Origin of the sequence: Rhizobium favelukesii (assembly GCF_000577275.2) — a bacterium.
Classification (GTDB): Bacteria; Pseudomonadota; Alphaproteobacteria; order Rhizobiales; family Rhizobiaceae; genus Rhizobium; species Rhizobium favelukesii.
This window is the reverse complement of sequence record NZ_HG916854.1, coordinates 153,990-178,420: the sequence shown is the minus strand read 5'-3', so window position 1 is coordinate 178,420 and position 24,431 is coordinate 153,990. Positions and strand designations below refer to the sequence as shown.

The following is a 24,431-nucleotide window of genomic DNA, read 5'->3' as shown; positions in this document are numbered from 1 at the left end:
GGCGTTGCGCTTGGTGCGACAAGACTGAGACGATTATCGCCTTGGGAGGGGCTTGATGAAGAAGTTCATCAACACAGCAGAAACCATGGTCGCCGAAAGCCTCGAAGGCTTTGTGCGTGCCCATGAGGAGTTCGTTGTGTTCGGCGTCGACCGCAAGTTTATCCGCCGTCGCCACATGGTTCCGGGCAAGGTGGCGATCATATCCGGCGGCGGCGCGGGTCATGAGCCAATGCACATCGGCTTCGTCGGCCGCGGCATGCTCGATGCGGCTTGCGTCGGGCACATTTTCACGTCTCCCACGCCGAGCCAGATCGTGAGCGCCATCGAGGAAGCGGACACCGGGGCCGGATGCCTGCTGGTAGTGAAGAACTATGACGGCGACGTCATGAATTTCGAAATGGCGGTAGAGATGTCATCCAGCCGCCACAAAATTGAAACGGTGATCATCAGCGACGACATCGAAACGGCAAGGACAGGCGACGGGCGCGGCCGCCGTGGCGTCGCCGGTACACTGATCATAGAGAGGCTTCTCGGCGCAGCGGCCGAACGAGGCATGACCCTCTCCGAACTGAAAGGCCTCGGCGACGGCCTCGCTCCACGCATCCGATCGATGGGCGTCGCCCTGACCGGCGTGACGGTCCCGCACACGCAGCGCACAACTTTCGCGCTCGGACCGAGCGAAATGGAAGTGGGCGTCGGCATTCATGGGGAGCCGGGCCATTCGAGAGAGCCCTTCTCCAACGCCGACAACATCGTCAGGCATCTGAGCAACACGATCCTCAACGATATCGCCCGAACCGCCGATAAAGCATTGCTTTTCGTCAACGGGCTTGGCGGCACGCCACCGGCCGAACTCTATCTCGCCTACAACGCTGCTCACCGCTTCATGGTCGACCACGGCCTGCGGATCGAGCGCTCGCTTGTCGGCACTTACGCCACGTCGCTCGACATGCAGGGCCTTTCCGTCACGCTCGCCTTCCTCAGCGACGAGGAGTTTGCCCTATGGGATTCGCCGGTTGCAACCGCCGCGTTGCGCTGGGGGTGTTAGGTTCCGGCACCACCGCCGAAGCGGCCTGCGCGCAATCCGAGGCCGCAAATCAGCTTGCCTGCAGTCGCACGCCGAGATCCTTCCTCCGGCTCTTGCCGGGGAGCACGGCCTCACCGTTTCTTCCACCACTCCCTGGGACGTCATGGGTTTGATTGGGCGGTGCCATTGACGATTGAAGGGCAGCTTCCCGCCAGCCAAATCGTCCACGCGCTGCTGGAAGACAAAGCCGAACGAGCAGCCTTCAGTTCGGCTTCTGCCGGCCGTAGAGCAGTAGCATGCCGATGATGACCACTCCGTAGATCAGCTGTCGGCCGGCCTCTTCAATCTGCATTACTGAGAGGATTGACTGCAGCAGCGTGATCAGGATGACGCCCGCGACCGTTCCAAGGTAGGACCCCTTGCCGCCGAGAACATGGGTTCCGCCGAGGACTACGGCTGCGATCGACGGCAGCAGATAGGCGTCCCCCATCGACTGCGATGCCTTGGACGCGTAACCGGCAAGCAACACGCCGCCAAGCGCGCTGAGCGACCCCGAAATCACGAAGGCGAGCAAGGCAATGCGCCGGGTGTCGATGCCCGACATATAGGCGGCCCGTTCCCGGTTTCCGATCGCGTAAAGCGAGCGGCCGAACGTGGTTCTGGTCAGCAGGAAGACGGCGAGGATGCCGACGGCAAGCCAGACAAGGACGCCGTTCGGGACGGACGGGATCGTATGGCCGGTCGCAAGGAAGCGCATCGCCGGGGTAGCCGAATCCTGCGGTGAGAAGCCGCCGGTGTAGACGACCATCAACCCTTGCACGACGGCATTCGTCGCAAGCGTGATGATCATCGAGGGAATGCGCAGGTACGCCACGGCAAGCCCGTTGACGAAACCGATCGCTGCGCCGCAAGCAATTCCGAAGGGAATGGCAAGGAACGAGCCGCTGGTTCCATAGGCTGTCGCGGCGCATGCCATCATCGCGCCGGCGGTCACTGTCCATGGAACCGAAAGATCGATCTGTCCAAGCAAGATGACCATCATCATGCCCGTCGCAATGACGCCGAGGAACGAGGCGACCTTCAACTGTTGCAACAGGTAATCGGGCGACAGGAAGTTGGAGGAATAGATCGATCCACCAAGCAGCAGAAGGAGGATGCAGGCGAAGGCGATCGCCACGGCGGGATCTCGCCCGCGCAGCCGGAGGGGAACGATTGATTGCCGCATGCCGGACGCATCCTCGCTCATTGGAACCATTCCAGTCGGTTGCGTACCCGCGCCAGCCCGATCGAGCCGACACCGATCGCCAACATTAGCACGATGCCCTGGAACAGCGGCTGCCAGAGAGGATCGAGATCGAAGACGAAAAGGAGATCGCCGATGGTGCGGAAGGCAAGTGCTCCGAACACGGCTCCGACAGCGCTACCCTTCCCGCCCGCCAGCGAGACGCCCCCGAGAACGACCGCAGCAATCGAGTAAAGGGTGTAGGCGTTGCCGCTAGCGAAGGCCGCTTCGCCAGTATAGGAATAGAACGTCAGGTAGAGCCCGCCCATGGCCGACAAGAGCCCGGCAAGTGCATAGGCGGCCAGTTTCGCCCGCTTCAGCGGCATGCCGGACATATAGGCCGCATTCTCCGCGGAACCAGCCGCATAGGCCGCGCGGCCGTAGACCGATCTGCTGAAGGGGACCCAGACCAGGAGGATCGTGGCTACAAGCACCACCAGGCTGGTGGGGAATATCCCGAAGAGCTTCGAGGTAAACACGTCTGCAAGGGCTTCGTTGACAGAGCCCCCCGGCGTTGGCCGCAGGAGCAACGCCAGCCCGAAGAAAATTGCACTTGTGGCGATAGTCGTCACGATCGGCTGCAGCCTGCCGAAGATGATGATGAGGCCGTTCAATGTGCCGCATGCAAGCCCTGCGACAAGTACGGCCACGATCCCAAAGCCGGTCTGCAGCGGTGTGCCGACCACCACCCACGATGCAAGGCAATTGCATAGTACCAGAACCATGCCTGCCGAAAGGTCGATGCCGGCGGTGATGACGACAAGACATTGCGCCATCGCGACAAAGGCGAGCAAAATCGCCTTGTTGGACGCAGTCTGCACGACATTCGGCGTGAAGCCCGCCGGATGGTTGGAGACATAGATCACGAACATCACGACAAAGAGGGCGGCGGCAAGCAGCGTTCCCTTGTTGAGTTCGTACCAGAAGCGCCATTTGCCGGACGTGCCTATTGTCACGGTGTTGCCCTCCGTTCCGCAGGACGGGCGGCGATGTTCAATGCACTCCCGATCAGCTCGCGTTCGTTAATGTCGTCACCTTCAAGCGTGCGAACAACGGTACCGTCGTACATGACAAGGACGCGATCGCAGCAGCCGATCAGCTCGTCGTAGTCCGTCGAATAGAAGATGATCGCGGCGCCGCCGTCGGCGAGCTTTCTCAGCAGTTGATAGATTTCCTGCTTGGTGCCGACATCGATGCCGCGTGTCGGGTCGTTCAGCAGGACGATCCTCGGTCGGTTCATCAGCCATTTTGCAATCACCACCTTCTGCTGGTTTCCGCCCGACAGGCTGCTGACCGGCATGTCGATGGTTGCCGCCTTGATGGCGAGGAGCTTCAGGAGTTCGTCGATGCGGGCCGCCTCTGCCCCTCGATCGATGATGCCGTTGCGCGAAACGCTGCCGAGTGCGGCGATCGACAGGTTCTCACGAACCGTCATCGACAGCATCAACCCTTCTGTCTTTCGATCCTCCGGAATAAGCGCAATGGAGTTCGCGGTGGATTTCGCCTCTTTGGGACTGCTCAAACGCACGCCGCGGCCGTTGATCTGCACATCGCCCTTGATGTCGCGAAGCACGCCAAAGAGGGCGAGCAAGAGTTCCCGCTGACCCTGGCCGTCCAAGCCGCCGACGCCGACGATTTCGCCGGGACGGGCATCGAAGGTGATGTCAGCCAGACGGCCGCCCCAGGAAAGGTCATGGCAGGACAGCACCGGGGCTTTATTGGCTTCAACGCCCGGCTTGGCAGGAAACACGCTTTTGTATTCCCGCCCGATCATCAATTCAACGACCTGGTGGTCAGTCTTTGTACCGGCTGGGTAGGATTCTATGCTGCGGCCGTTGCGGAATACCGTGCAATCGTCGGCAAGTTCGGCGATCTCATGCATGCGATGCGAGATGTAGACCAGCGCCAATCCCTCCGAGCGCAGCCTCTTCAGGACACTGAAGACCTTCTCGACATCAGACCTTGTCAGGGCAGATGTCGCCTCGTCCAGGATCATCAGCCGGGGCTTGCGGGCGAGCGCCTTTGCAATCTCGACCATCTGTCGACGCGAGAGCGGGAGGTCCTTGACCAGCGATGATGGATGAATGTCGGAGGCTCCCGCGCGATTGAGCGCTTCTTCGGCGATTTGCCTCTGGGCGCGCCTGTCGATCATGCCGAAGCGGCGCGGTGGATTGCTGATGACGATATTGTCGGCGACGGAGAGGTCGGGAATCAGCGACAGTTCCTGGAAGACCGATACTATCCCCGCTGCATTTGCCGCCGCTGGCGATGAGAAGGCCACGTCCTTGCCGCCGAGGAGCATTCGACCTTCATCGGGTGCGGTGACCCCGGCCATGATTTTGATCAGGGTCGATTTGCCGGCGCCGTTTTCGCCGAGTACGGCATGAATTGCGCCGGATCGAATGGCAATATCGGCTTCCTTGAGTGCGATGACGCCGCCATAGCGCTTCGATATACCTTCCATCCGCAACAGCGGTTCTGACAAAAGCACGCGCCCAACCTCCCATCGGGTGCATTAAGCCTCTGACTGCGGGCGCCCACGTCCGCAGTCAATCCTACCAGCCTTGGCTACTATTGGTTTTCCTTGGTTTGCCCCATGATTTCCTGGGCCGTGAAATTGATGCCGCAGGTGGGGAAGGAGTTGCCGACGAAGAAATTGTCGGACTGATCAGGGTAGTAGTCCTGGTCTTTCTTGAAGTCGGGGTGCGACACCAATGCCGTCGGTAGCTTGACGGCCTGCGGAATTACCTGCCCCTCGAGCGCGGCGATCGCCGTCTTGATGGCGACCGCGACCTGTGCTGGACCGGTTCCTGCGGACGAGCACATCAGACCGTCTCCAGCGTGAGCGGCGCAGAGCTTGCGGAAGCCATTTTCCGTCTCGCCGCCGAAAGGCACGAAGGGATGCTTTGCGTCCATCATCGCCTGGACGACGCCCGTGTCGCCGCCTTGTGCGGTGATGCCGTCAAACGGGCCGTTTGTCGCGATGGCATCTGCCGTCGCCTTCTGGGCAACGCTATCGTCCCATTTGCCGACGACTTCCGTCACGTCGAACTTCTTGCCCGAGGCAGCCAACGTTTCAGTGATTCCATTGTGACGGTCGGTATCGACAGATGTGCCGGCAACGCCTCTCACTTCGAGAATTTTGCCACCATTCGGCAGATGCTTGACAAGCCACTCGGCCCAGGTGACGCCGAGGCCCTTCTGGTCGACGTTGACGTTGATCGCATCCTTCGTGTCCAGCGTGTTATCGAACGCGACGAGCACGACGCCGGCTTCCTTGGCGCGTTTGATCACAGGACCGAAGGCCGTGGGGTTCTGGGCATTGACGACGATCGCATCATAGCCGGCATCGATGAAGTTGTTGATCGCCGAAATCTGCGCTGGCACGTCCTCGCCCGTGGAGACGACCTTAAATTCCTTCAGCTTCGCCTTCACTTCCGGTTGTGCCGCATAGGCCTTTGCGGTCTTTACCATCTGGATGCGCCAGGTATTGGCGATATAGCCATTGGCCAGCGCGATGCGATACGGGCCTTCCTTCTTCGGATATTGTAGAAACTGCGTATCGGAAGCCCACGGCGTCATGCAGCCTGGATCTGCTGCTGGCCCGGATACGACTTTCGGTTCGGCATATGCGGCACTGCAAAGCAGCGCAAGCACGGATGCGGAAACTGCCGCAATGCGCGCAGATTTCGATGTCACGTCTCTAAGCATGGATGTTCTCCTCCTCGGGCAGACCAAGCCGCCCCTCCAATTTTCTAATTGGTATGCTTGGTCCGAAAGGGCTCCATCCCATCCTTTGCGGAACAGGACAAAAAATTAACACAGATGATAGCGCTGTCAATTTTATTTAATAGCGCTGTCAATTGTGGAATATCTATTGATTATCTGTTTTGCTTGATCTCGTGTTTGGATAATCTTCGATGCGCCGAATAACTCTCGACGACGTTGCCAGCCTTGCTGGCGTCAGCCCGATTACAGTTTCGCGGGTATTGCGCAAGCCGGGATCTGTCTCGGAAGCATTGCGGCTGCGCGTCAACAGCGCCATTGAAAACCTGGGCTATGTGCCGAATGTTGCGGCAAGCAGGTTGGCGTCCTCCCGCACCCATACAATTGGCGTGATTGTGCCGACGCTTTATAACGTCATCTTTGCCGAATATCTGTTTGCCCTGCATGACGTTCTGATTGCCGCAGGCTTCCAGGTCATAGTCGTGAACAGCCGATATTCGGAAGTCGAGGAGGAGAATGCGATCAAGGCATTGCTCGGCCAGCGGGTGGAAGCCATCATCATTGCCGGTATTCACCACACCCCTCTGTCGCGTCAGCTTCTGATGAAGGCGAACCTTCCGGTTGTCCAGACGTTCGAGTTGTCCGACGATCCCATCAACCTCAACATTGGCATGTCACAGGAGCGCGCCGGCCATGCTGCAACCCGCCATCTCATTGACCGCGGGTTTCAGCGGATTACCTTCCTGACCGGCAATCTCGACCACCGTGCCCAGTCGCGGTTCGACGGCTATCATACGGCGATGCAGGAGGTGGGATTGAGAAGCATGGGAATGATTGCCCATAGACCTCGCCACAGTTCGGTGGCGCTCGGATCCGAGCTCTTTGGTGAGATGCACGACCGGGGCGATCTTCCCGAGGCGATCTTCTGTACTGACGACAACTTGGCGCTCGGCGCTATGCAGGAGTGCAGAAAACGTCGCATCCGCGTGCCGGATGACATCGCGATCATGGGCTTTCACGACCTCGAATTCTCGGCATGTGCGGCTCCTTCCCTCTCCTCAATCGCCACCCGTCGCTATGAAACCGGCAAGCTTGCGGCCGAAAAGGTTCTCTTGGCGCTCGATGCATCTACAAGGCAGAGCAACGAGCAAATCAACATGGGATTTGCCCTTGTCCCGCGCGAAAGCACGTCTGGCGACGCAGGCCATCGCTAACCGCAGTAACGCGCGAAGTCTCGAAGCGATGCGGCACCTATCATTGAATTTTGGCTGCCTATTCTACCTGGCGTTCAGTCGCTATTTAAGCAAGCGGGCCTTCATTTAAATAGGGAAGGAGCTAAGCCAAGATAATTGCTCTTAAATAAGCATGGCCCGGTCGAACGCCTTGAAAGGATAATAACCGCAGCATCGACTCGCCGATAATCATTTACCCGCGATAGGCGTAAACGGCTGAACGCCCGCTATCATCGGCACCCGCCCGAGCCTGATCAAACAGAAGCGCCATCGGCTAGACGAGCCCAAAAGATGAGCGGGCCTCCAGACAGGCGCCGTCTCCCGGGACACAGGCGCGACAAACATCAGGCCGAAGCTCGTAAACCAAGCATGATGTGCTCGAACCGACGCAACCGGCCAAGGCAGAGCAGCGCGCGCCGTAACACCGCATTCCCCCCTGATCCTCCGAGACGAACCGCGGCGGTAGGGAGTCGAGATCAGCTTCTGTCTCAGTGGAAAATCTTGGCCAAGTGGGCGAAAACGAGCAGCAAGCGCCGCAGGCCTGGCAGTCAAGGTCGATCGGAGTGGGCAATGGCATGTCTCACTTTCCAAAGTATGAACGGCGGCTCTTGCTACACAACTGTGTCTAATTTGCCAGTGATCGCTGGAGGTAGGGTGGAAAAGCGTGGTGATGTAGCATTGGAGCATCTACGCCACCTCATAGAAAACCTCCTGCATCAACAAGGTCCTCCGAGATCGCAGGTCCGCTACCAAATGCAACCTTCCACCCATGCAATCATTGCGGTTGATCGAAATGCATTGGCGCTGTAGGTTCGCCTCGCAATTCAAACGGCCAAGACAATGAAAAGGAACTTTCATGCCGGAAGGTACGGTTAAATTCTTCAACAATGACAAGGGATTCGGGTTCATTACGCCAGACAATGGCGGACCGGATGTCTTCGTTCATCTCTCTGCTTTGCAGCGTGGCGCCTCGCTCCGCGAAGGCGACAAGGTCAGCTATGAAGTGGGCCAGGATCGCAAGACCGGGAAGTCGAAGGCCGAAAACGTCTCCGTCATCTGACCGAATGACCGAATGGTTTTAGCCCGGTCTGTGAATTCGGACGGGCTAACTCTCTTTGTCAGGGAACCAGAACTGCCCGGCCAGCCATGCGCAAACTCGCAGCGGTGTGTCGCTCGACAGCCCCAATGACCGGCGTTCCCTGAAAAACACGCCGCTGAAAGGCGACGTCTTCCATCAGGACCTTCCACGCTTCTACAGCGAAACAACTGAGCAATGCGCCCAGGACGAAACCCTGAGTTGGGGCGCGATCAGCGGTCCCGGCGCCAACGTGCTGCTGTGATTCCCGAGGAAATTTGGTATAGACGCCTACGCCTGAATGGCGCGCGGTGAAATTCCACCATTGAGTGGTTTGTTGAGCATCGGGCAGAAGAAGCCCTTGCGGACACGCCGGTGGTGTTGATGGTGGGACCACGCCGGCTTGGCAAGACGACGCTCGTCCGAAAAATGGGGACTTCCAACCGCACCTACATCACACTCGATGATCAGACAGTGCTCGCGACTGCCAAATCCGATCCCGCCGGGTTCATCCGTGGCTTGGACAAGGCCCTCATCGATGAGGTGCAGCGTGCCCCAGACCTGTTACTGGCTATCAAGAAGACGGTTGATTAAGACTATCGTCCCGGTCGCTTCCTCGCCGGGGCGGATGGACGCAGCGTCGCATGCCACTTCCCGCTCGCAGCCGAACCGGTTGTCACGCCTCAGGCGATAACGGGATAGCCATAACGCGTAGCACCCCGATCAAGCTGCGCCAGCACTTCGTAGTCCGCATCGCCGAGCAGACTGATGCCGCGCAGCGAAAGTATGCCACATATCTCGGCAAGCGCGGGATCGGCGATGGTCTGCGCCAACACCCGGCGAAGGATCCCCAGGTCGTTTGCGGACGTCGCGGCGGCGGTGATGAAGGGCAGGCCCGGCCCCTTCGCCGTTTGCGCGAGGATGCGCACGCCCGCGACACAGTCGGGATCGAAGCGCAGGGTGTTGCCGAAGGTCACGCAGTCGATCGCCGCGACATCCGCCTCCCCGCTCAAGACAGCATCGATGCTTGCCCGATGACCGCCGGTCTCCAAGACCGAGGAGAAAAACCGGCCATCGATGGCATGAGGCGCCACGAAAGCGCGAAAGAGGTTGTAGCCCGAATTGCTGCGGGGCTCATTGATCGCAGCGCGCGTGCCCCTCATGTCCTCAATCGACTGTGCCGGCGACTTCGCATTGACGATAATGAAGCTGCATTTGAGCGGTCCATCGCAGCCCGGCAGTCCATAGACGGGCGACGCCACCAACTGAACCTTGCCGCGAAGATGCTGGACATAGGGGTATCCGCATGCCTGGCCGAACAGCAGGTCAGGGCGAAGCCACGCCTCGTCGTAGCGGACTTCGTCGTCGAGCGCCTCCGGCGCGTCGAGCCCATGGGCGCGAATGCGCTTGCCCAACGCCACCCAGAACTGCCGCGTCGCCTCCATGATCGGTGGCGGGCTGACGTACATGGCGAGGCTGGCAAGGGGCATCGGACAACTCCGGAAAGTGACTCAAAAACGTCTGCAATACATAGATTTAAATCGCAATGAGATTTCTTTGTTGAAAGGATGCCTTCCGTGAACCTGCCCTCGGAAGTAGCCTGCGCCATACCGCGATGGCGGTAGCGGCCTTTACAAGCGGGAGTTTGCAGCGCGGCCACGGATCCAGACCCGAGACGGCGCAGGCGCTAATGACGCCTCGCCGCCACCCATGATCCAATAGCACCTATTTTAGACCCCTCACCGCCGGGCTGAACACCAAGAGGCTCAGGATCTCGAACAGCACCTGTGCACCGGCCTGTGCGGTGTTGGTGGTGCTGTCATACTGAGGGGCCACCTCCACGACATCGCCCCCGACGAAATTGAGACCTTTCAGGCCCCGCAGCAGTTCCAGCGCCTCACGGCTGGTCAGGCCGCCGATCTCAGGCGTTCCAGTACCGGGCGCAAAGGCCGGGTCGAGGCTGTCGACATCGAATGACAGATAGGTGGGACCATCGCCGACGATTTGCCGGGCTTTCTCAATAATCGCGGGGATGCCCATGCCGTCGATGTCCTCCGCATGGATCACTGTCATGCCGGATTCATAGGAGAACTCCCAGAGATATTCAGCAGGTCCCCTGATGCCGATCTGGATGGTACGGGTCGGATCGAGAACGCCATCCAGAACGGCATTGCGCATGGGACCACCGTGATGGAATTTCGTCTGGTCGAACGGGCCACTCGTGTCGCAATGGGCGTCGATATGGATGAGGCCGACGGGCTCCTTGGCGCCGACTGCCTTGAGAATCGGATGGGTTATGGAATGGTCACCCCCGACGGAAAGCGGAATGACGCCTGCTTCGACGATCTTGCGGATCGCGGCCTCGATATTCTCATGGCATTGCTCCAGCCGGTAGCGGCTCCCGAATGGGATGTCACCGATATCGGCTACACGCAGATCGTAGGCAGGAGCGCAGTCGAGCACGTGATTATATGGACCAATGCGTTCAATACCGCGCACGGCCCTTGGTCCAAATCGCGAGCCCGGCCGATTGCTGACGCCGAGATCCATGGGGACGCCGACAGCCGCGACCTGTAGGTCGCCGAAATCGGGGGCGGCGAAATCGACCTCCCTGTAAGGCAGACCTGCGAAGGTCGAAATGCCGGAATAGGGAGCAGCGCGTGTGCCCCCCTTGAAAATCTTTTCTGCGACGCGGCGGAAGCGGGGATCGAAAAATTCGGCGCTATCGGCAAATTTCTTGCGCAGATCCTCAAGGTGCTTCTTCAATTCAACCATCATCCTGTCCTTCCTATAACATTGCACGGCAATATGAGTGACCAGCGCGCAAGCCCGGGCGATTTGCCGCCCTTACGGCCGCGGCGAAAGATGCTCGTGGATCGCCAGCCACTCGCCCGTTGCTTGCTTCTCGAAAACGATCGTTTCGCGCTCGGTGCTCGTCGAAGGCTCGCCGTTGAAGGCAAGGTCCGTCTCGACGGAGTGGGTGAATATGGCAACGGAGCCGGCGATCTGAACATCCCTGTCGCTGGAACGGCAGGCGCGGACACGAAATCCGTCGCGTGTCTCCCACAATGTCCATTCGGACTCATACTCCGCGCGCGTGCGAAGGCAACGGTCGAGATTATGAAATATGAAGGTGGCCTGGGGCGCAAAGGCCGAGAAGTAGCCGTCACGATCGTGTCTGCCGAAGGCCTCGACGAGACGATCTGCGGCCGCAAGCACAGCGTGTTCCTGGTGTTCCATTTGTGACGTTCCTGCTATTGAATTTTGGGGCTGATCAAAACGGCAAGCGGCCTGTTCTGCCGTGCGACGCGTTCCTTGAGTGTCTCAAGTGTCATCGCTTCATCTTTGACGAATTCAAGGAACATCATGTTGAGGTTGTTGAAGGCCATCTGACCCACCGCGACCGCGTCGATCCCCGGCATCACAGCGCCGCGAAGCTGCAGTTTCTGCACCAGCATTGAAACCTGTTCGCACAGGCGGCCATCGAGTTCGGTATATCGGCGGCTGAACGGGCTCTCGGGCTGCTGGATGGAGATCGCCATGGCCGTGCGCCACATCTCCTTGCTGAGATAGACGAGCGAATGATCGAAATATTGGTCGATCAGGACTTGAAGCGCTTCCAGCGTCGTGGCCGGTGGATTTTCAACGATGCCCTTGCCGGACGCCAACACTTCCTCGACTTCCATGGAAACAGTGGCGACCAGGATGTCTCCCTTGTTTTCATAGTAGTTGTAGAAGGTGCCGACCGATACCTCTGCACGCTCGGCTATGTCTTCGATGCGGGCACAGTCATATCCGACATCCCGAAAAAGGCTCGTCGCCGCTTCCAGTATGCGGCGATTGCGATCGGCTTTCTGCTTGGCGCGCAGTCCCGTCATGGTCGACTCTCTCAAATAATGAATCCCCTCAAAAATGATATTGACTTAAAAAATGAACTCATTCAATCTTTTTCGTGAAGGCGCCGGAATGAGCGTCACCGACAGAGGGCAACGTCATGTTTGATATTACTGAAAGCGCTTTTGCGCATCGATTTCTGGCCTCGGCCGCCACCCTGGCGCTCGCCGTATCAACAACTGCGATCAACCCGTCGCCAGTCCTGGCGCAGGAGGAATTGAATGCGCTCGTCTGGTGTGACCACACGGATCCCGCCTTGATCGAGCCTTTCGAGAAGGCCAACGACGTCAAGGTCAATCTGAAGGAATACGAAGGAACCGGTGCCGGTCTTTCCATCATCGACCAGTCACGTCCAGGAGATTGGGATGTGCTCGTTATCGATGGGGTCGACGTGCAACGCGCCGTCGACAAGGACATCCTTGCGGAGATCCCGGCCGATGCGCTTCCGAATGCGGATATCTTCTCCGAAGTCCGGATGGAAGCCAACAATACCCGCGACGGCAAGACCTACGCCGTCACCGAGAAATTCGGCTATAACACGGTTTCCTACGACAAAACGAAAGTCGATCCGGCCGACATGAAGGACATGTCCAAGCTCTGGTCGGAGAAATACAAGGGCCGGATCGCCGTCTACGACTATTATCTACCGATGATCGGACTGACCGGCATCGATCTTGGCAAGACGACGGCAAGCCTGACGGATGCCGACCTGCCGGCAATCAAGGACAAGCTGTTTGCACTCAAGGCGAACGCCAAGCAGGTCAGCGATGTCGTCTCGTCGCAAACGGCACTTGCGACAGGCGAGGTCGACATTGTCTTTGGTGGCGGCGAATGGCTGACGGCGGGACTGGTGAAAGACAAGCCCAATCTCGATTGGGTCATTCCCGAGCAGGGCGCGGTACGCTGGGCGCAGTCGATCGGCGTCATGAAGGACTCCACGAAAAAGGATCTCGCCCTAAAGTTCGTGCAATACATCGTTAGCCCGGAAGGGCAGGCGCGGCTTGCGACCTCTTCCTGCTACTGGGCGATGCCGGCAAACGCAAAGGCCGACGAACATCTGAGTGCCGAACAGAAGACCGCTTTGCGCTGGAACGAGCAGGCCGACTATCTGAAGCGCACGCAGCTTTATCCGATACCAAGCGCGGAACTGGACGCAAAGATGCAGGACGTCTGGACCGAGATGCTGCAGAACTGACGGCTTTGTCCTTTCGCGAGTGCGATCACCTTGCCCTCTCCCCGCCAACGGGAGAGGAAGTCGGAGGCTTGCCCATGGCTGTTATTTCGCTTGAGGATACAGAGCGCCGCAAGGCCTGGGGTTTCGTTGCCCCGGCGCTTGCCTGGACGGTCGTCTTCTTCGTGGCACCGTTTCTGTTCATGGCCGCCATGAGCCTCCGGGCGCAGCAGGGAGGCTCGATCGTCCGCGTCTGGAACTTTGGCAATTACATCGCCTTTTTCGAGAAGGGCGCGCTTTTCCGGGGACTGACGAATTCCCTGGAAATCACCGCCATCGTGACGGTTCTCTCGATCCTGCTTGCCTATCCTCTGGCCTGGATCATCGCCGAGCGGGTGCCGCAGAAATTCCAGCGAACGGCGCTGATCCTTGCGGTCCTGCCGTTCTGGACATCCTACGTCGTGCGCTCTTATTCCTGGCTGCTCGTGCTGTCGCGCAACGGCGTCATCAATCAGACACTGATGAACTTGGGCGTCATCAGTGAACCACTGGAACTTGCCAGCAACCGCACGGCGACGGTGATCGGTTTTGTCCATTTCTTCGTGATGCTTCTCACTCTGACGATCTATGCCAATCTGGTGCAGCTTTCGCCAAATTATCGCCGCGCGGCCGCCGATCTCGGGGCAAATGCATATCAGACGTTCCGGCACGTCATCTTGCCGCTGACCATGCCGGGTATCATGACCGGGGCTTTCCTGACCTTCGTGCTCTGCATTGGCGATTACGTCACGCCGCAGATTCTTGGCGGCAACAATGAGCTTGTGCTGCCGCAAATCATCATGCTGCAGCTCGGTCGTCGTGCCGATTTCCCGATGGCCGCCGCACTCTCGATCATTCTGATGCTCGCCGTTACCGCGGCATATGTCGCCTGTGCGCGGTGGCTAAAGATCGAGAGGACGTAATGACACGCAACACGATCACCGGCATCGTCTCGAGCGTCTACGCAGCTCTGATCTTCGGCTTCATTTTCCTGCCGGTGATCGTGCTTGTGCTGTTTTCTTTCCAGGATGGACGCCTGCCGGTGCCGCCGTTCAACGGATTTTCCCTGCAGTGGTATGAAGCGGTCTTTGCCGATCGCAAGCTGATGTCTGCGTTGCTGCACTCCTTCCTGGTGGCGACGATATCGTCTTTCGTCGCTTGCCTTCTCGGATTTCTGTCCGCCTATGCGCTCGCGCGCTTCAAGCTGCCGGGCTCTGCCTGGCAACGCGGATTGCTCATCGCGCCGATGACAGTCAGCTACCTCATCATTGCGCTTGGGCTTTTGACCGTCCTCAACGTGTTGGGCATCAGCCTTTCGCTCTGGACGGTCGGCATCGGTCACGTGGTGATCAATCTGCCGCTTTGCTTTGCGATCATCTATTCGTCGATGGGGGATCATCACATCAACATCGAGCGCGCGGCGCGCGATCTCGGCGCGAGTGATGTCAAGGTCATGGCCTTGGTGACGGCACCGATGCTACTGCCGTCGCTGCTTGCCTCCTTCTTCCTGTCGATGACCTTCAGCTGGGATGAGTTCATCATCGCCTTCCTGCTGTCGCGCTTCGACGTGACGCTGCCCGTCGAAATCTGGAGCCTGCTTCGTTCGGGCCTCAACCCCAAGACCAATGCCATCGGCTCACTGGTGTTCCTCGTTTCCGTCACCGTGCTGATCATGCTGGAAGTGTTCCTGTTCGGAAGGACAAAAAAATCATGACCGCTCCGGTTTCAATCGAGAACGCGACGAAAACCTTCGGCAGCTTCACGGCGCTCGATGACGTTTCCCTCGACATCGCTGCGGGCGAATTCATCGTCCTTCTCGGGCCGTCCGGCTGCGGCAAGACCACACTTCTGTCCATCCTTGGAGGCTTCCTGTCGCCGACGAAGGGGCGGATCGCGATCGGCGGCAGGGACATGACCAACGTCCCGCCGGCGAGACGTCCGACGACAACGATGTTTCAGGACTACGCGCTGTTCCCGCATATGAAGCTCAAGGACAATGTCGGCTTTGGCCTCAGAATGCGCGGCGTCGGCAAGGCCGAGCGCGAGGAGCGCGCCAAGGGCTTCCTCGACCTTGTCGGCCTCAAGGCTTCTGCCGACAAGAAGCCGCATGAGCTTTCGGGCGGTCAGCGCCAGCGTGTCGCTCTGGCCCGGGCTCTGGCCGTCGACCCCGACGTGTTGCTGCTCGATGAGCCGCTCGGCGCCCTCGACCTCAAGCTTCGCAGGCAGATGCAGGACGAGTTGAAATCGATCCAGAAACGCGTCGGAACGACTTTCGTCCACGTCACCCATGACCAGGAAGAGGCCATGGCGATCGCAGACAGGATCGTGGTGATGAACCAGGGCAAAATCGAGGATTGTGGACCGCCGTCCGACATCTACATGCGGCCCCGCTCGCGCTTTTCGGCCGGTTTCATGGGCGAGGCGAACTTTGTTCCAGCGAAGGTCAAGAGTGTCGACGTTGGCGGCGCCAAACTCGAGACGCCAATCGGCAGCATAGTCATCGCGCGAAGCAATTTCACAGGCGGGGCACCAGTCGAAGGCCGGACTGTAACGTTGTGCATACGACCGGAGCACTTCCGGCGCGCAACCGAAGCGGCTGAACTGGGGACGGCTCTTGGCGAAGCCGTCGTGACAGGCATCGCATTTTTTGGAACGCATTACCGCTGCCATCTCAAAGCAACAGACGCGCCGGGTCTCTCGATTGTCGCACACATGCCGCAATCGGCGGAGCTTGTGGAAGGCACGCGCGTTGCGCTTGCCGTCAATCCGGCCGATATCGTAGCTTTGCCAGACCACGCCAGGAATTGATCCAATGGAACGCATCAGCCCGGACAAGTGGTATCAGACCCGGCGCCTGGACGACGGCGTTACGGCGATCTCGGAGCCGTTTATTCAGGAGTTCTATCGCTGCAATATCTGGCACGTGCGCGGCCGCGACCGAGACTTGCTCGTCGATAGCGGCATGGGGGTCGTCTCGCTGCGCGAATGGGTGCCGCTGGTGACGGAGCGCGAGGTGATCGCCGTCGCCAGTCACACGCATTTCGACCATATCGGTTGCCACCACGAATTCGAGTGCCGCGCGGTGCATAGCGCGGAGGCCGACCTGATTGCGAACCCCACCAGGGCAAATACGCTTGCCGACCCTTACGTCACCGACGGAATTTTCGATGCGCTGCCGCCGCAACCCTATTGCTCGAAATGCTACGGCGTGAAGAAGGCCGCGGCGACGCGCATTTTGGAGGATGGCGACGTGATTGATCTCGGTGATCGAACGTTCGACGTTATCCACACTCCCGGTCACTCTCCCGGCGGAATCGCCCTGTGGGAAGCAAAGACCGAGACGCTTTTTTCCGGCGATTTCCTCTATGACGGGCCGTTGATCGAGGACACCTATCATTCCGACGCGACGGATTATGTCGCCTCGATGGAGCGACTTTTGACAATTCCGGCCCGCGTCGTGCACGGCGGGCATTTTCCGAGCTTCAGCGGTGAGCGATACCGCGCGCTGATCACCGATTGGCTGAAAAACAAACAGAAAAAGATGTGACGGGAGGACAGGACATGCTCGACAAGCGTAAATTCTATATCAACGGCGAATGGGTTGTTCCCCTTGCGGCAAATGATCTCGAGGTTCTCAATCCCGCCTCGGAAAAGCCCGTTGCGGTCATCTCGATGGGCACTGCCGTCGATATCGATCGCGCCGTGGCCGCCGCCAAGACCGCATTTGCAACCTACGGCCGCTCGAGCGTCGACGAGCGCCTCGCACTTCTGGAAAAGCTTCTCGACATCTACAAGCGTCGCTACGAGGAGATGGCCCAGACGATCACGCTCGAGCTCGGGGCGCCGATCACCATGAGCCGGGAACAGCAGGCGGATGTGGGTGTTGGTCATCTTCAAGGCTTTATCGATGCCTTGAAGCGCCTTTCCATGCGCGAGGAATTGCAAAATGGCGACATTCTTTTACGCGAGCCAATTGGCGTCTGCGGCCTTATTACGCCCTGGAACTGGCCGATCAACCAGATTGCGCTGAAAGTGGTGCCTGCCCTTGCTACCGGCTCGACATGCGTGCTGAAACCGAGCGAGTTCACGCCACTCAACGCGATGCTCTATGCCGAGATGATCCACGAGGCCGGTTTTCCGGCCGGCGCGTTCAACCTCGTCAATGGTGACGGTCTCAACGCGGGTGCAGCGCTATCGAAACACGCCGACGTTGACATGGTATCGTTTACCGGTTCGACGCGTGCTGGTATCGCCGTTAGCAAGGATGCGGCCGATACAGTCAAGCGTGTGACGCTGGAGCTCGGGGGCAAGTCTCCTAACATCGTCTTCGACGATGCCGACCTTGAAGATCGCGTCACCGGCAGCATCCTTGAATGCTTCAACAATTCTGGGCAATCCTGCGATGCGCCGACCCGTCTGCTGGTGCAGAAGCCGGTCTATGCGAGGACGCTCGAAATCGCTGAGCGCGTCGGTCGTGAGGTCAGCGTCGGCCAGCCGGCGCAGGAAGGAACCCATATCGGCCCCTTGGTCAGCGACATACAGTTCGCGCGGGTGCAGGCGCTGATCGAAGCGGGTATTGCCGAAGGAGCTCGACTCCTGACAGGTGGTGCCGGCAGGCCTGACGGTTACGAGGTGGGGTATTTCGTCAAGCCGACGATCTTCGTCGATGTCGACAACTCGATGCGAATTGCCCGCGAGGAGGTGTTCGGGCCGGTGCTGACCATCATGCCGTTTGAGACGGAAGACGAAGCGATCGCGATCGCCAATGATACCAGCTACGGCCTCGCGGCGTACGTTCAGACCAGCGATCTCGCGCGCGCCGAGCGCGTGGCGGCAAAGCTGCGGGCAGGAATGGTCCATATTAATGGCGCGCCCTATCGCTACGGGAGTCCCTTCGGCGGCTATAAACAATCGGGCAATGGGCGCGAAGGCGGGATGTTTGGACTTGAGGATTTCTTAGAGGTCAAGACGCTCCACCGTCCCGATGCAGCCTGAGCAGGGACCGCGAGAAGACCGCGTTTGCGGGAGGCAGCAGGATCAGCCGACATGGGTGTAATGGCGGGTGTAATAGCATCCTTCAAGTTCTGAATGGGCTGGAGGTTTGCCGATACAGCTTTTCGATAATCGCGTAGCGGACAGTTTATGCGTGCGAGCGGATGCTCACCTCGAAAGGCTAGGGCAGCGGAGATTCGCGGTTTGGAAAGCAACTTTCCGAGAAGGGTGACTCTCGTGCGTATGACAGAATGATCAATTGGCCTCGAGAGCGGGCAAAAGGATCTGGAAGCGCAAGGTGGAATTCATGCAATTGTCGGCGTCATCGACCAGGAGTAACTGTCCAGTGCATGATGCTCTTTTTGAGGAAGAGCCGCCAAACAAGACGACCTATCGGGCTGACTAGCTCGTCGCGAATCCGACGAGCGTTAGGGAACCATTCCCGCGCACAAAGGTTCTACCTATGCAACGCAGCCCAATTCAACGTTGCGCGGTGACTGGCATCGCCCTAAAACGCCAGTCAAGGGGCTCGGTGCTCCGCTAGCGCCGGGCTCTTGTTTTTTGGGAACAAAGTTCCGGTCCAATGACAATACTGGCTTGAATAGCATCTGCGCGCCAGACAGGCATGCTTGTCACGACTATCCTAACTTAAAGGCCCGGGCCCCCTTTAATTTCAGCTTTTTGAATCCGCAGCGCGTCCAAAACGCAACCGCGAGAAGGATGTTAAGAACAGGGGAGATTTGTGGCATGGAATCGGCAACAGACTCCGGAACTGGCGTAGTTGTAGCGAAGCGGACGGAGCATTCCGCTGCGAAGTCAGCGGCGTACTTATTGTCGACAACAGCCACTTTCCAGCGCCGTCCAGGGGCTTAGGAACTACTGCCTTAGGGCTTTGGAAGGTGACTTCGGCGTCTGCTGCCCTTAAGCGCGCAAGAACAGATACGACGCTATCGCGACTAAAATAAACATGGCTATTAGGACCGCCAAGTTGGTCGCTATATCTTGGTAGTCGTAGGTACGGACGGCGCGAACGATTTTCTCCCACTGATATCGGGCTGTGTAAGTGGACGGCATGTTGGCCTCCTTCGTGTCGGCCGTGATGTCTTTGCTTGGCGAGGCTCGACGTTTGGTCGCAAGACCTTGCACACACAGCGCTCCCTATCGGCGTGAAAGTCAACGCAATAAAACGGCTGCGCCTCTCCTGTGACTTATTCTGAGCGCAGAGTGTTTGTTACCAGCAGCATATGAACCGGGCCCTGCCGCCAGAGGGCAAGACCTTCGCCCCAACCAAAGGAGGGCGGCGTGATGTCTCCCGTGTACAATCAACGCCGGGACAATGAGCCCTCGACGTTGCAACGCGTTCTCAAGCGCGCAAACTATGCAACCGCCGATATGGAAACCGCAGAAGGCGATGCGTCTCATGACGAGGCCATTGTCATCCGTAGGATTCAAGCCGGCACTATTCCGTCCAAGAACTACCCTGCGTCGAAACGACGTAGGCGGAACGCCGATCCGAATGCTCTCGCCACATGGGAGAACGAAGGAGGGGCGGTCCGTCCGTCGAACAAGAGGCGCAGTTGATCCAGAGCTTGACCGCCGTCACTCGACTCGCCTGAGTTTCGAGCGCGGCCACCAATCCGCCTGCGATCCGTCGCCACCGGACAACCCAGCCTTCGGCATTCCGTGTTTCGAGGAGCTACGCGAAAATCTAAAGGGCGAAGAGCAAGCGAGAGCGATATCGGCCGCGACGCAAAGCTCGAGTCTATCCTCCTGTCCATGTTCCGAGGATCCGGAATGCGAGACTATCGATGAGAGAGCGCAAGCTGGGTCGAGATCGATCGAGCGGTTGGTTGATAGAGGCGCGGATCGTGCAAGCGGCCGCACAGTGACGGAGAGACAGGATACTCGCTCACGGCGGAGTTAGGCAAAGGCCGAGCGCATCGTTCAGTGGCGGCGACTTGCTTCGTAAGCCGTACTTGACGCAACGCCAACTTGAGCTAAATTCAACTCATCATGTCTCCAGCGACCGACCACGGATGTACTGGCAGTTGTTGTTGAGGCAGATTGAGAAAGGTCGGCGCGGAGGGAGGTGCCGACCTTTTTTCTTTGCCGTTGGTCACCCGATTCGTTGCGCGCGGGGAAAAGCGCGCTCAACTTTGAAATATTCTTTGATCATGCCAGGCGCGCTCGCCGCGATCAGGCATTGGATCAAATGGAAGGCGTGGCTGGGAGTCGGCCTGAAGAGGCTGAGAACGAGGAGGCTTGGCCATGAATGCGCAATGTCAGAGGAGTTGAACTAATCTTGAAGCGAGTATTGCTGCCGCTAATCTCTTCGTTCGACGTCAAAGGACCCGTCGCTGCTGCCTCGCTACCTCTGCCTCGATCCTCCCATTAAAACATCAACGTCTCGTGTGATTGATGATGTTCGGTGGAGCGCGCATTTGCTCCTGAGCGGTCGGGGCCAGCGTCAGGTCGACCTTGAGCAGGTTCCCAATCTAGGACGACAGTACGACTGAGATCATGGTCGCGATCAAGCAAATCTTACAAGAAAATGAACTCGAACGTGTCGGTCGGTCGGCTACTGCTGGAGGATTCCGGCCCAAGCGCAAGCAATGGTAGTGGAGTGGCCATGGTCGGAGGTGAGAGATCGACCGCTGCCGTCACACCGAGAGGTTGGGAAGAGTTGCGTATCGCGAAGACTATGAGCGGCTGTTGAACAAAATGGTTTCGAAGAGTGGCAGTAGCGCGCGTCGAGGCGGAGCCCCGCGCAAGCATTTGGGTGTCTGCGGCCTAGAAGACCTCCATGGGGCTGCATTCAGCGTTGATCCGGAACAATGACCCGCGGACGCTGTTTCCATCTCGTTGCAATGATGCAACCTCTAAGGAGGATAACATGCGATTTAAGCTACTGGCAGCTTCGCTGCTTTCCGTCGCCCTAGCTGGCTCGGCCCTCGCTCAATCCAACCCGGCTCCCGCCGGATCAACGATGGACAAGAATCATACAACTAACGGCGCCGCAAGCGACACCATGAAAATGAAGAAGGTCGACAAAACAGTAACCAACAGCACCGCGCGCACGCTCAATAAGCAAAACTGCAAGAGCGTGAACGGCAAGGGATCGCTGCAGACCCAAGGCGGCAACAGCGGCACGGAGAACACAGAAGACACCTGTGCTGACAACAATAACTAAGCCGTTGCATAATATGGGAGCGCTGAATAGCGGCTTCATGCGTCGCCGGCGGAAACCCCAGAATTGGGTTTTCCGCTGGTTTTCCCGCAAGGCATATTGCGCCGTACGGCGGACCATCCCCCACAATCTTGAATGACACCAAGTCGACGATAGCGTGGTTGGCTCCGTTAATCCTGGAATGTCGCATCGATCGACGTTAACATTTCGCATCTGGAGCATGCAGGCGGAAATGAAGTGAGCATGGCGCTCGCGCAACTCACCGAAGCGATCGGTTTGTGAGCGAGCAGGCCGTGAACGGCGCAGACGCCAGAAGGCCAAGAATGATCGCGGCCGCACTTGGCGCCTTGGGATACCACAGCGAAAGCAACGAGTTCACTCTCCACCATCTGGTGCACTGTGCATCCGATTCTCAAGCACTTTGGCATTGGATAGAAAATTCGCTGACATTCGCGCAGACCGCTTCGGCCTTCCGATTTTCGAGGAACTCCTACTTCTCCGGTCCGTTCTCCTCCCACAACGAAGGAGAAGACAAAATGGCAGAGGAATTGAACGCGGGCTTCACCGGATCGCCTACGGACCAGCCAGAAGGCGTACGTAAAGCCGCGAGGACGGCGACCGACGCGGTGAAACGCGAAACCAACGCGCTTGCAGTTGGCGCGGCACGGCATCCGCATACGGCGACGACACTCGTGCTCGCCATAGGAACTCTGGCATTCGGGATCGGATACCTCCTCGGACGATCGTCGGCCGAAAATCGCAGCTATTGGCACTAGGAACCTTCGATCCCGCGCAGCGTTTTATTCTTAGCAACGCACGCCCAAAGTCGTTGCCGACTGGTATCGCCCAAAGTGCCAGTGTTTTTAGGCCCGGTGCTGCCCCCAGCGCCGGGCACTTTTATGCAAGCTGATCAATCTCAACGAATAGTGCTGGGAAACGTTTGTCGATGACGCGTGCGTCCGCCCCATAGCCGTTCAAAAAAGCGGTCGTGTCTGCGGCTGCAGTGGCACATTCTAGGCGCCGCCATGAAACCGTCGGCGCGTTTAGCGTTTCCCCAGCAGGAGGAAAACAGTCATGTCACACGCAATGAATAAGGTTCGAATGCCTCGACCGAATGAGCATGATGTCGCGGAACTCTGTAAAAAACTTGGTTTATCACCCGCGGAAGAGCGCACCTTGCGGCGACTGCTGGGCAAGCACGCTCCGCTTCATGAGATACAGGCCAACGCTTCGCCGAAGCCGCCCAGATTTAGATAGTTAGGCAGTTAGGCGGCGCGAGCGGAGATTTTTTCGTTGATCAGTCGCTGACCGCCCTGCAAGCGAAAGCAACGCCTCGTTGCTTCAATGGATGCTCGATGAGGAAGTACAGGAGACCAACTCAAGACCTTCTCGCAGCACTTACGCAGAAGATCAATTCTATCGCAGTAATTATCTACCAATTCTATGGACAAAGAAACACCGACCTGAAGCGTCTGCCAAAAAGGAAAAGTCTTTCCTCGAAGCACACCAGCGAATGCTGCATCGTGGCGCCGAATAAATCGGAGGCAGCCCATGAACGCGCAATTGCACCATCTCACCTTGGATCGTCCCGCTGCGACGCGGCTCGAAAATGAGCAGCAAGCCATCGTTGTCGCGCGCGAGCTCGCCGAACGATTTGGTGCAACAGCGTCAAGGCGAGATCACGAGAGGCTGCTGCCCTTCGCGGAGCTCAACGCGCTGTCGCAATCCGGGCTGCTGGCCATCACGGTGCCGGAAGAATACGGTGGCCTGGATGTGTCGAACGCAGTTCTCGCGGAGATCACCGCCATTCTCTCCGAGGCCGACGGCTCGATCGGCCAGATCCCGCAGAACCACTTCTATATTCTAGAAGCGCTTCGCACCAACGGGACGGAGGAACAGAAGCGCCATTTCTTTGCCCGTGCGCTTGCAGGCGACCGGTTCGGCAACGCACTTTCCGAGCGAGGCACGAAAACCGTCGGCCACTATGAAACCCGTATCACCCGCGACGGCTTCGGCTACCGCATCAATGGCAGAAAATACTATTCGACAGGGGTGCTGTTTGCCGATTGGATTGCGATCTTCGCGCTGAGTGAAACCGACCGACTGGTCATGGCCATCGTTCCAAAGGAAACGGACGGCGTGGAGGTCATCGACGATTGGGATGGCTTCGGTCAACGCACGACCGGCAGCGGCACAACGATTTTAAACAATGTCTACGTCGGTGCGGATTCTATTGTATCCCATCATAAGGGTTTTGAGCGCCCTTCGACGATCGGCTCCGTTGGCCAGATCATCCACGCCGGGATCGATCTCGGCATTGCCCGTGCAGCGTTTGCCGAGATGCTGGAATTCGTGCGCACCAAGTCGCGCCCCTGGATGGACAGCGGCGTCGAGCGCGCATGCGACGATCCGCTAACGATTGCGAGGATTGGCCAGATTGCCGTCCGGCTGGAAGCAGCTAGTGCAACCGTCAAACATGCCGGCCGAAAGGTTGATCGGGCGCAAATCGCAACGACCGAGGAGGAGGTTGTGGCGGCGACGCTCGCCGTTGCCGCCGCCAAAGTGCTCACGACCGAGATTGCGATCGAGGCAACCAATACGCTCTTCGAGCTCGCCGGCACCTCCTCGGTAAAGCTCGGCCTGAACCTCGATCGCCATTGGCGCAATGCCCGAACACACACGCTGCACGACCCAGTGCGCTGGAAATACCATGTCGTCGGCAACTATCATCTAAACGGCGTCATTCCACCGAAGAATGGCGCACTGTGATCACATCCTCCCAAAATGACGAACCCCGTTCCCGATT

At 58.5% G+C, this 24,431-nt stretch carries 23 protein-coding genes and 1 pseudogene; 15 read left to right on the top strand and 9 right to left on the bottom strand.

What is annotated here, in order from left to right; genetic code table 11:
• Window positions 1–55: 55 nt before the first annotated feature.
• On the top strand, window positions 56–1,048 hold the full coding sequence (locus tag LPU83_RS60860; RefSeq protein WP_024315030.1) for a dihydroxyacetone kinase subunit DhaK: 993 nt from the start codon (window positions 56–58) through the stop codon (window positions 1,046–1,048).
• Between the two features lie 241 nt (window positions 1,049–1,289).
• Here LPU83_RS60860 and LPU83_RS60855 read toward each other — a convergent pair whose 3' ends face one another.
• The 4 genes from LPU83_RS60855 to LPU83_RS60840 form a co-directional block, all read right to left on the bottom strand.
• Window positions 1,290–2,273: an ABC transporter permease gene (locus tag LPU83_RS60855; protein ID WP_024315029.1), complete on the bottom strand. Its 984-nt coding sequence runs from the start codon at window positions 2,271–2,273 to the stop codon at window positions 1,290–1,292.
• Window positions 2,270–3,265, bottom strand: a complete 996-nt coding sequence (locus LPU83_RS60850) for an ABC transporter permease (RefSeq protein ID WP_024315028.1) — start codon at window positions 3,263–3,265, stop codon at window positions 2,270–2,272. The genes LPU83_RS60855 and LPU83_RS60850 overlap by 4 nt, the downstream gene beginning before the upstream one ends.
• Entirely contained in the window at window positions 3,262–4,800 is a 1,539-nt protein-coding gene (locus tag LPU83_RS60845) for a sugar ABC transporter ATP-binding protein (protein WP_024315027.1), read from the bottom strand. The genes LPU83_RS60850 and LPU83_RS60845 overlap by 4 nt, the downstream gene beginning before the upstream one ends.
• Window positions 4,801–4,880: 80 nt before the next feature.
• Window positions 4,881–6,020: a sugar ABC transporter substrate-binding protein gene (locus LPU83_RS60840; protein ID WP_024315026.1), complete on the bottom strand. Its 1,140-nt coding sequence runs from the start codon at window positions 6,018–6,020 to the stop codon at window positions 4,881–4,883.
• 209 nt (window positions 6,021–6,229) lie between these two features.
• Here LPU83_RS60840 and LPU83_RS60835 point away from each other — a divergent pair, with 209 nt between their 5' ends.
• Window positions 6,230–7,249: a LacI family DNA-binding transcriptional regulator gene (locus tag LPU83_RS60835; RefSeq protein WP_024315025.1), complete on the top strand. Its 1,020-nt coding sequence runs from the start codon at window positions 6,230–6,232 to the stop codon at window positions 7,247–7,249.
• A 292-nt stretch (window positions 7,250–7,541) separates the two neighbouring features.
• On the opposite strand, the gene LPU83_RS60830 is transcribed toward LPU83_RS60835, so the two are convergent.
• Complete coding sequence (locus tag LPU83_RS60830) at window positions 7,542–7,844, bottom strand: YkgJ family cysteine cluster protein (RefSeq protein ID WP_374046190.1); 303 nt, start codon at window positions 7,842–7,844, stop codon at window positions 7,542–7,544.
• A 279-nt stretch (window positions 7,845–8,123) separates the two neighbouring features.
• Here LPU83_RS60830 and LPU83_RS60825 point away from each other — a divergent pair, with 279 nt between their 5' ends.
• The 3 genes and pseudogenes from LPU83_RS60825 to LPU83_RS60815 all read left to right on the top strand — a co-directional run.
• Window positions 8,124–8,327, top strand: coding sequence for a cold-shock protein (locus tag LPU83_RS60825; RefSeq protein ID WP_024315024.1), 204 nt, complete (start codon window positions 8,124–8,126; stop codon window positions 8,325–8,327).
• Between the two features lie 55 nt (window positions 8,328–8,382).
• Entirely contained in the window at window positions 8,383–8,607 is a 225-nt protein-coding gene (locus LPU83_RS60820; protein ID WP_141652555.1) for a hypothetical protein, read from the top strand.
• A 59-nt stretch (window positions 8,608–8,666) separates the two neighbouring features.
• Window positions 8,667–8,933, top strand: a pseudogene (locus tag LPU83_RS60815) (AAA family ATPase); the annotation flags it as partial.
• Between the two features lie 92 nt (window positions 8,934–9,025).
• Here the strand turns inward: LPU83_RS60815 and LPU83_RS60810 are convergent.
• The 4 genes from LPU83_RS60810 to LPU83_RS60795 form a co-directional block, all read right to left on the bottom strand.
• Window positions 9,026–9,832 carry a phosphate/phosphite/phosphonate ABC transporter substrate-binding protein gene (locus tag LPU83_RS60810; protein ID WP_024315022.1) on the bottom strand — a complete coding sequence of 269 codons (807 nt, stop codon included), beginning with the start codon at window positions 9,830–9,832 and terminating at the stop codon, window positions 9,026–9,028.
• A gap of 235 nt (window positions 9,833–10,067) precedes the next feature.
• Complete coding sequence (gene speB, locus LPU83_RS60805; RefSeq protein ID WP_024315021.1) at window positions 10,068–11,117, bottom strand: agmatinase; 1,050 nt, start codon at window positions 11,115–11,117, stop codon at window positions 10,068–10,070.
• A 72-nt stretch (window positions 11,118–11,189) separates the two neighbouring features.
• Entirely contained in the window at window positions 11,190–11,582 is a 393-nt protein-coding gene (locus tag LPU83_RS60800; protein ID WP_024315020.1) for a YybH family protein, read from the bottom strand.
• Between the two features lie 14 nt (window positions 11,583–11,596).
• Window positions 11,597–12,220: a TetR/AcrR family transcriptional regulator gene (locus tag LPU83_RS60795; protein ID WP_024315019.1), complete on the bottom strand. Its 624-nt coding sequence runs from the start codon at window positions 12,218–12,220 to the stop codon at window positions 11,597–11,599.
• 116 nt (window positions 12,221–12,336) lie between these two features.
• Between LPU83_RS60795 and LPU83_RS60790 the strand changes: the two genes are divergently transcribed.
• From LPU83_RS60790 to LPU83_RS60750, 10 genes are all read left to right on the top strand, one after another.
• The gene (locus tag LPU83_RS60790) at window positions 12,337–13,431 is read left to right on the top strand and encodes a polyamine ABC transporter substrate-binding protein (protein ID WP_024315018.1); all 1,095 of its coding nucleotides are present in this window, start codon (window positions 12,337–12,339) and stop codon (window positions 13,429–13,431) included.
• A 74-nt stretch (window positions 13,432–13,505) separates the two neighbouring features.
• The gene (locus tag LPU83_RS60785) at window positions 13,506–14,369 is read left to right on the top strand and encodes an ABC transporter permease (RefSeq protein ID WP_024315017.1); all 864 of its coding nucleotides are present in this window, start codon (window positions 13,506–13,508) and stop codon (window positions 14,367–14,369) included.
• Window positions 14,369–15,160 (top strand): ABC transporter permease, encoded by a 792-nt coding sequence (locus LPU83_RS60780; RefSeq protein WP_024315016.1) that lies wholly within the window; start codon window positions 14,369–14,371, stop codon window positions 15,158–15,160. Before LPU83_RS60785 ends, LPU83_RS60780 begins: the two co-directional genes overlap by 1 nt.
• On the top strand, window positions 15,157–16,254 hold the full coding sequence (locus LPU83_RS75910; protein ID WP_024315015.1) for an ABC transporter ATP-binding protein: 1,098 nt from the start codon (window positions 15,157–15,159) through the stop codon (window positions 16,252–16,254). The genes LPU83_RS60780 and LPU83_RS75910 overlap by 4 nt, the downstream gene beginning before the upstream one ends.
• Window positions 16,255–16,258: 4 nt before the next feature.
• Entirely contained in the window at window positions 16,259–16,993 is a 735-nt protein-coding gene (locus LPU83_RS60770; protein WP_024315014.1) for an MBL fold metallo-hydrolase, read from the top strand.
• A gap of 14 nt (window positions 16,994–17,007) precedes the next feature.
• The gene (locus LPU83_RS60765; protein WP_024315013.1) at window positions 17,008–18,441 is read left to right on the top strand and encodes an aldehyde dehydrogenase family protein; all 1,434 of its coding nucleotides are present in this window, start codon (window positions 17,008–17,010) and stop codon (window positions 18,439–18,441) included.
• A gap of 2,890 nt (window positions 18,442–21,331) precedes the next feature.
• On the top strand, window positions 21,332–21,628 hold the full coding sequence (locus LPU83_RS60760) for a hypothetical protein (RefSeq protein ID WP_024315010.1): 297 nt from the start codon (window positions 21,332–21,334) through the stop codon (window positions 21,626–21,628).
• Between the two features lie 533 nt (window positions 21,629–22,161).
• The gene (locus tag LPU83_RS60755) at window positions 22,162–22,401 is read left to right on the top strand and encodes a hypothetical protein (protein ID WP_040680837.1); all 240 of its coding nucleotides are present in this window, start codon (window positions 22,162–22,164) and stop codon (window positions 22,399–22,401) included.
• Between the two features lie 298 nt (window positions 22,402–22,699).
• Window positions 22,700–22,882: a hypothetical protein gene (locus LPU83_RS74405; RefSeq protein ID WP_082321282.1), complete on the top strand. Its 183-nt coding sequence runs from the start codon at window positions 22,700–22,702 to the stop codon at window positions 22,880–22,882.
• 294 nt (window positions 22,883–23,176) lie between these two features.
• Window positions 23,177–24,394, top strand: a complete 1,218-nt coding sequence (locus LPU83_RS60750; RefSeq protein WP_024315008.1) for an SfnB family sulfur acquisition oxidoreductase — start codon at window positions 23,177–23,179, stop codon at window positions 24,392–24,394.
• The last annotated feature ends 37 nt before the right edge of the window (window positions 24,395–24,431 follow it).

Bases quoted from the DNA above. Each gene is read 5' to 3' on its own strand.
- LPU83_RS74405 (WP_082321282.1), top strand. From the start codon at position 22,700: ATGTCACACGCAATGAATAAGGTTCGAATGCCTCGACCGAATGAGCAT.
- LPU83_RS60750 (WP_024315008.1), top strand. From the start codon at position 23,177: ATGAACGCGCAATTGCACCATCTCACCTTGGATCGTCCCGCTGCGACG.
- LPU83_RS60795 (WP_024315019.1), bottom strand. From the start codon at position 12,220: ATGACGGGACTGCGCGCCAAGCAGAAAGCCGATCGCAATCGCCGCATA.
- LPU83_RS60765 (WP_024315013.1), top strand. From the start codon at position 17,008: ATGCTCGACAAGCGTAAATTCTATATCAACGGCGAATGGGTTGTTCCC.
- LPU83_RS60860 (WP_024315030.1), top strand. From the start codon at position 56: ATGAAGAAGTTCATCAACACAGCAGAAACCATGGTCGCCGAAAGCCTC.
- LPU83_RS60785 (WP_024315017.1), top strand. From the start codon at position 13,506: ATGGCTGTTATTTCGCTTGAGGATACAGAGCGCCGCAAGGCCTGGGGT.
- LPU83_RS60780 (WP_024315016.1), top strand. From the start codon at position 14,369: ATGACACGCAACACGATCACCGGCATCGTCTCGAGCGTCTACGCAGCT.
- LPU83_RS60760 (WP_024315010.1), top strand. From the start codon at position 21,332: ATGCGATTTAAGCTACTGGCAGCTTCGCTGCTTTCCGTCGCCCTAGCT.
- LPU83_RS60800 (WP_024315020.1), bottom strand. From the start codon at position 11,582: ATGGAACACCAGGAACACGCTGTGCTTGCGGCCGCAGATCGTCTCGTC.
- LPU83_RS75910 (WP_024315015.1), top strand. From the start codon at position 15,157: ATGACCGCTCCGGTTTCAATCGAGAACGCGACGAAAACCTTCGGCAGC.
- LPU83_RS60830 (WP_374046190.1), bottom strand. From the start codon at position 7,844: ATGCCATTGCCCACTCCGATCGACCTTGACTGCCAGGCCTGCGGCGCT.
- LPU83_RS60770 (WP_024315014.1), top strand. From the start codon at position 16,259: ATGGAACGCATCAGCCCGGACAAGTGGTATCAGACCCGGCGCCTGGAC.
- LPU83_RS60840 (WP_024315026.1), bottom strand. From the start codon at position 6,020: ATGCTTAGAGACGTGACATCGAAATCTGCGCGCATTGCGGCAGTTTCC.
- speB (WP_024315021.1), bottom strand. From the start codon at position 11,117: ATGGTTGAATTGAAGAAGCACCTTGAGGATCTGCGCAAGAAATTTGCC.
- LPU83_RS60755 (WP_040680837.1), top strand. From the start codon at position 22,162: ATGGCAGAGGAATTGAACGCGGGCTTCACCGGATCGCCTACGGACCAG.
- LPU83_RS60825 (WP_024315024.1), top strand. From the start codon at position 8,124: ATGCCGGAAGGTACGGTTAAATTCTTCAACAATGACAAGGGATTCGGG.
- LPU83_RS60790 (WP_024315018.1), top strand. From the start codon at position 12,337: ATGTTTGATATTACTGAAAGCGCTTTTGCGCATCGATTTCTGGCCTCG.
- LPU83_RS60835 (WP_024315025.1), top strand. From the start codon at position 6,230: ATGCGCCGAATAACTCTCGACGACGTTGCCAGCCTTGCTGGCGTCAGC.
- LPU83_RS60855 (WP_024315029.1), bottom strand. From the start codon at position 2,273: ATGAGCGAGGATGCGTCCGGCATGCGGCAATCAATCGTTCCCCTCCGG.
- LPU83_RS60810 (WP_024315022.1), bottom strand. From the start codon at position 9,832: ATGCCCCTTGCCAGCCTCGCCATGTACGTCAGCCCGCCACCGATCATG.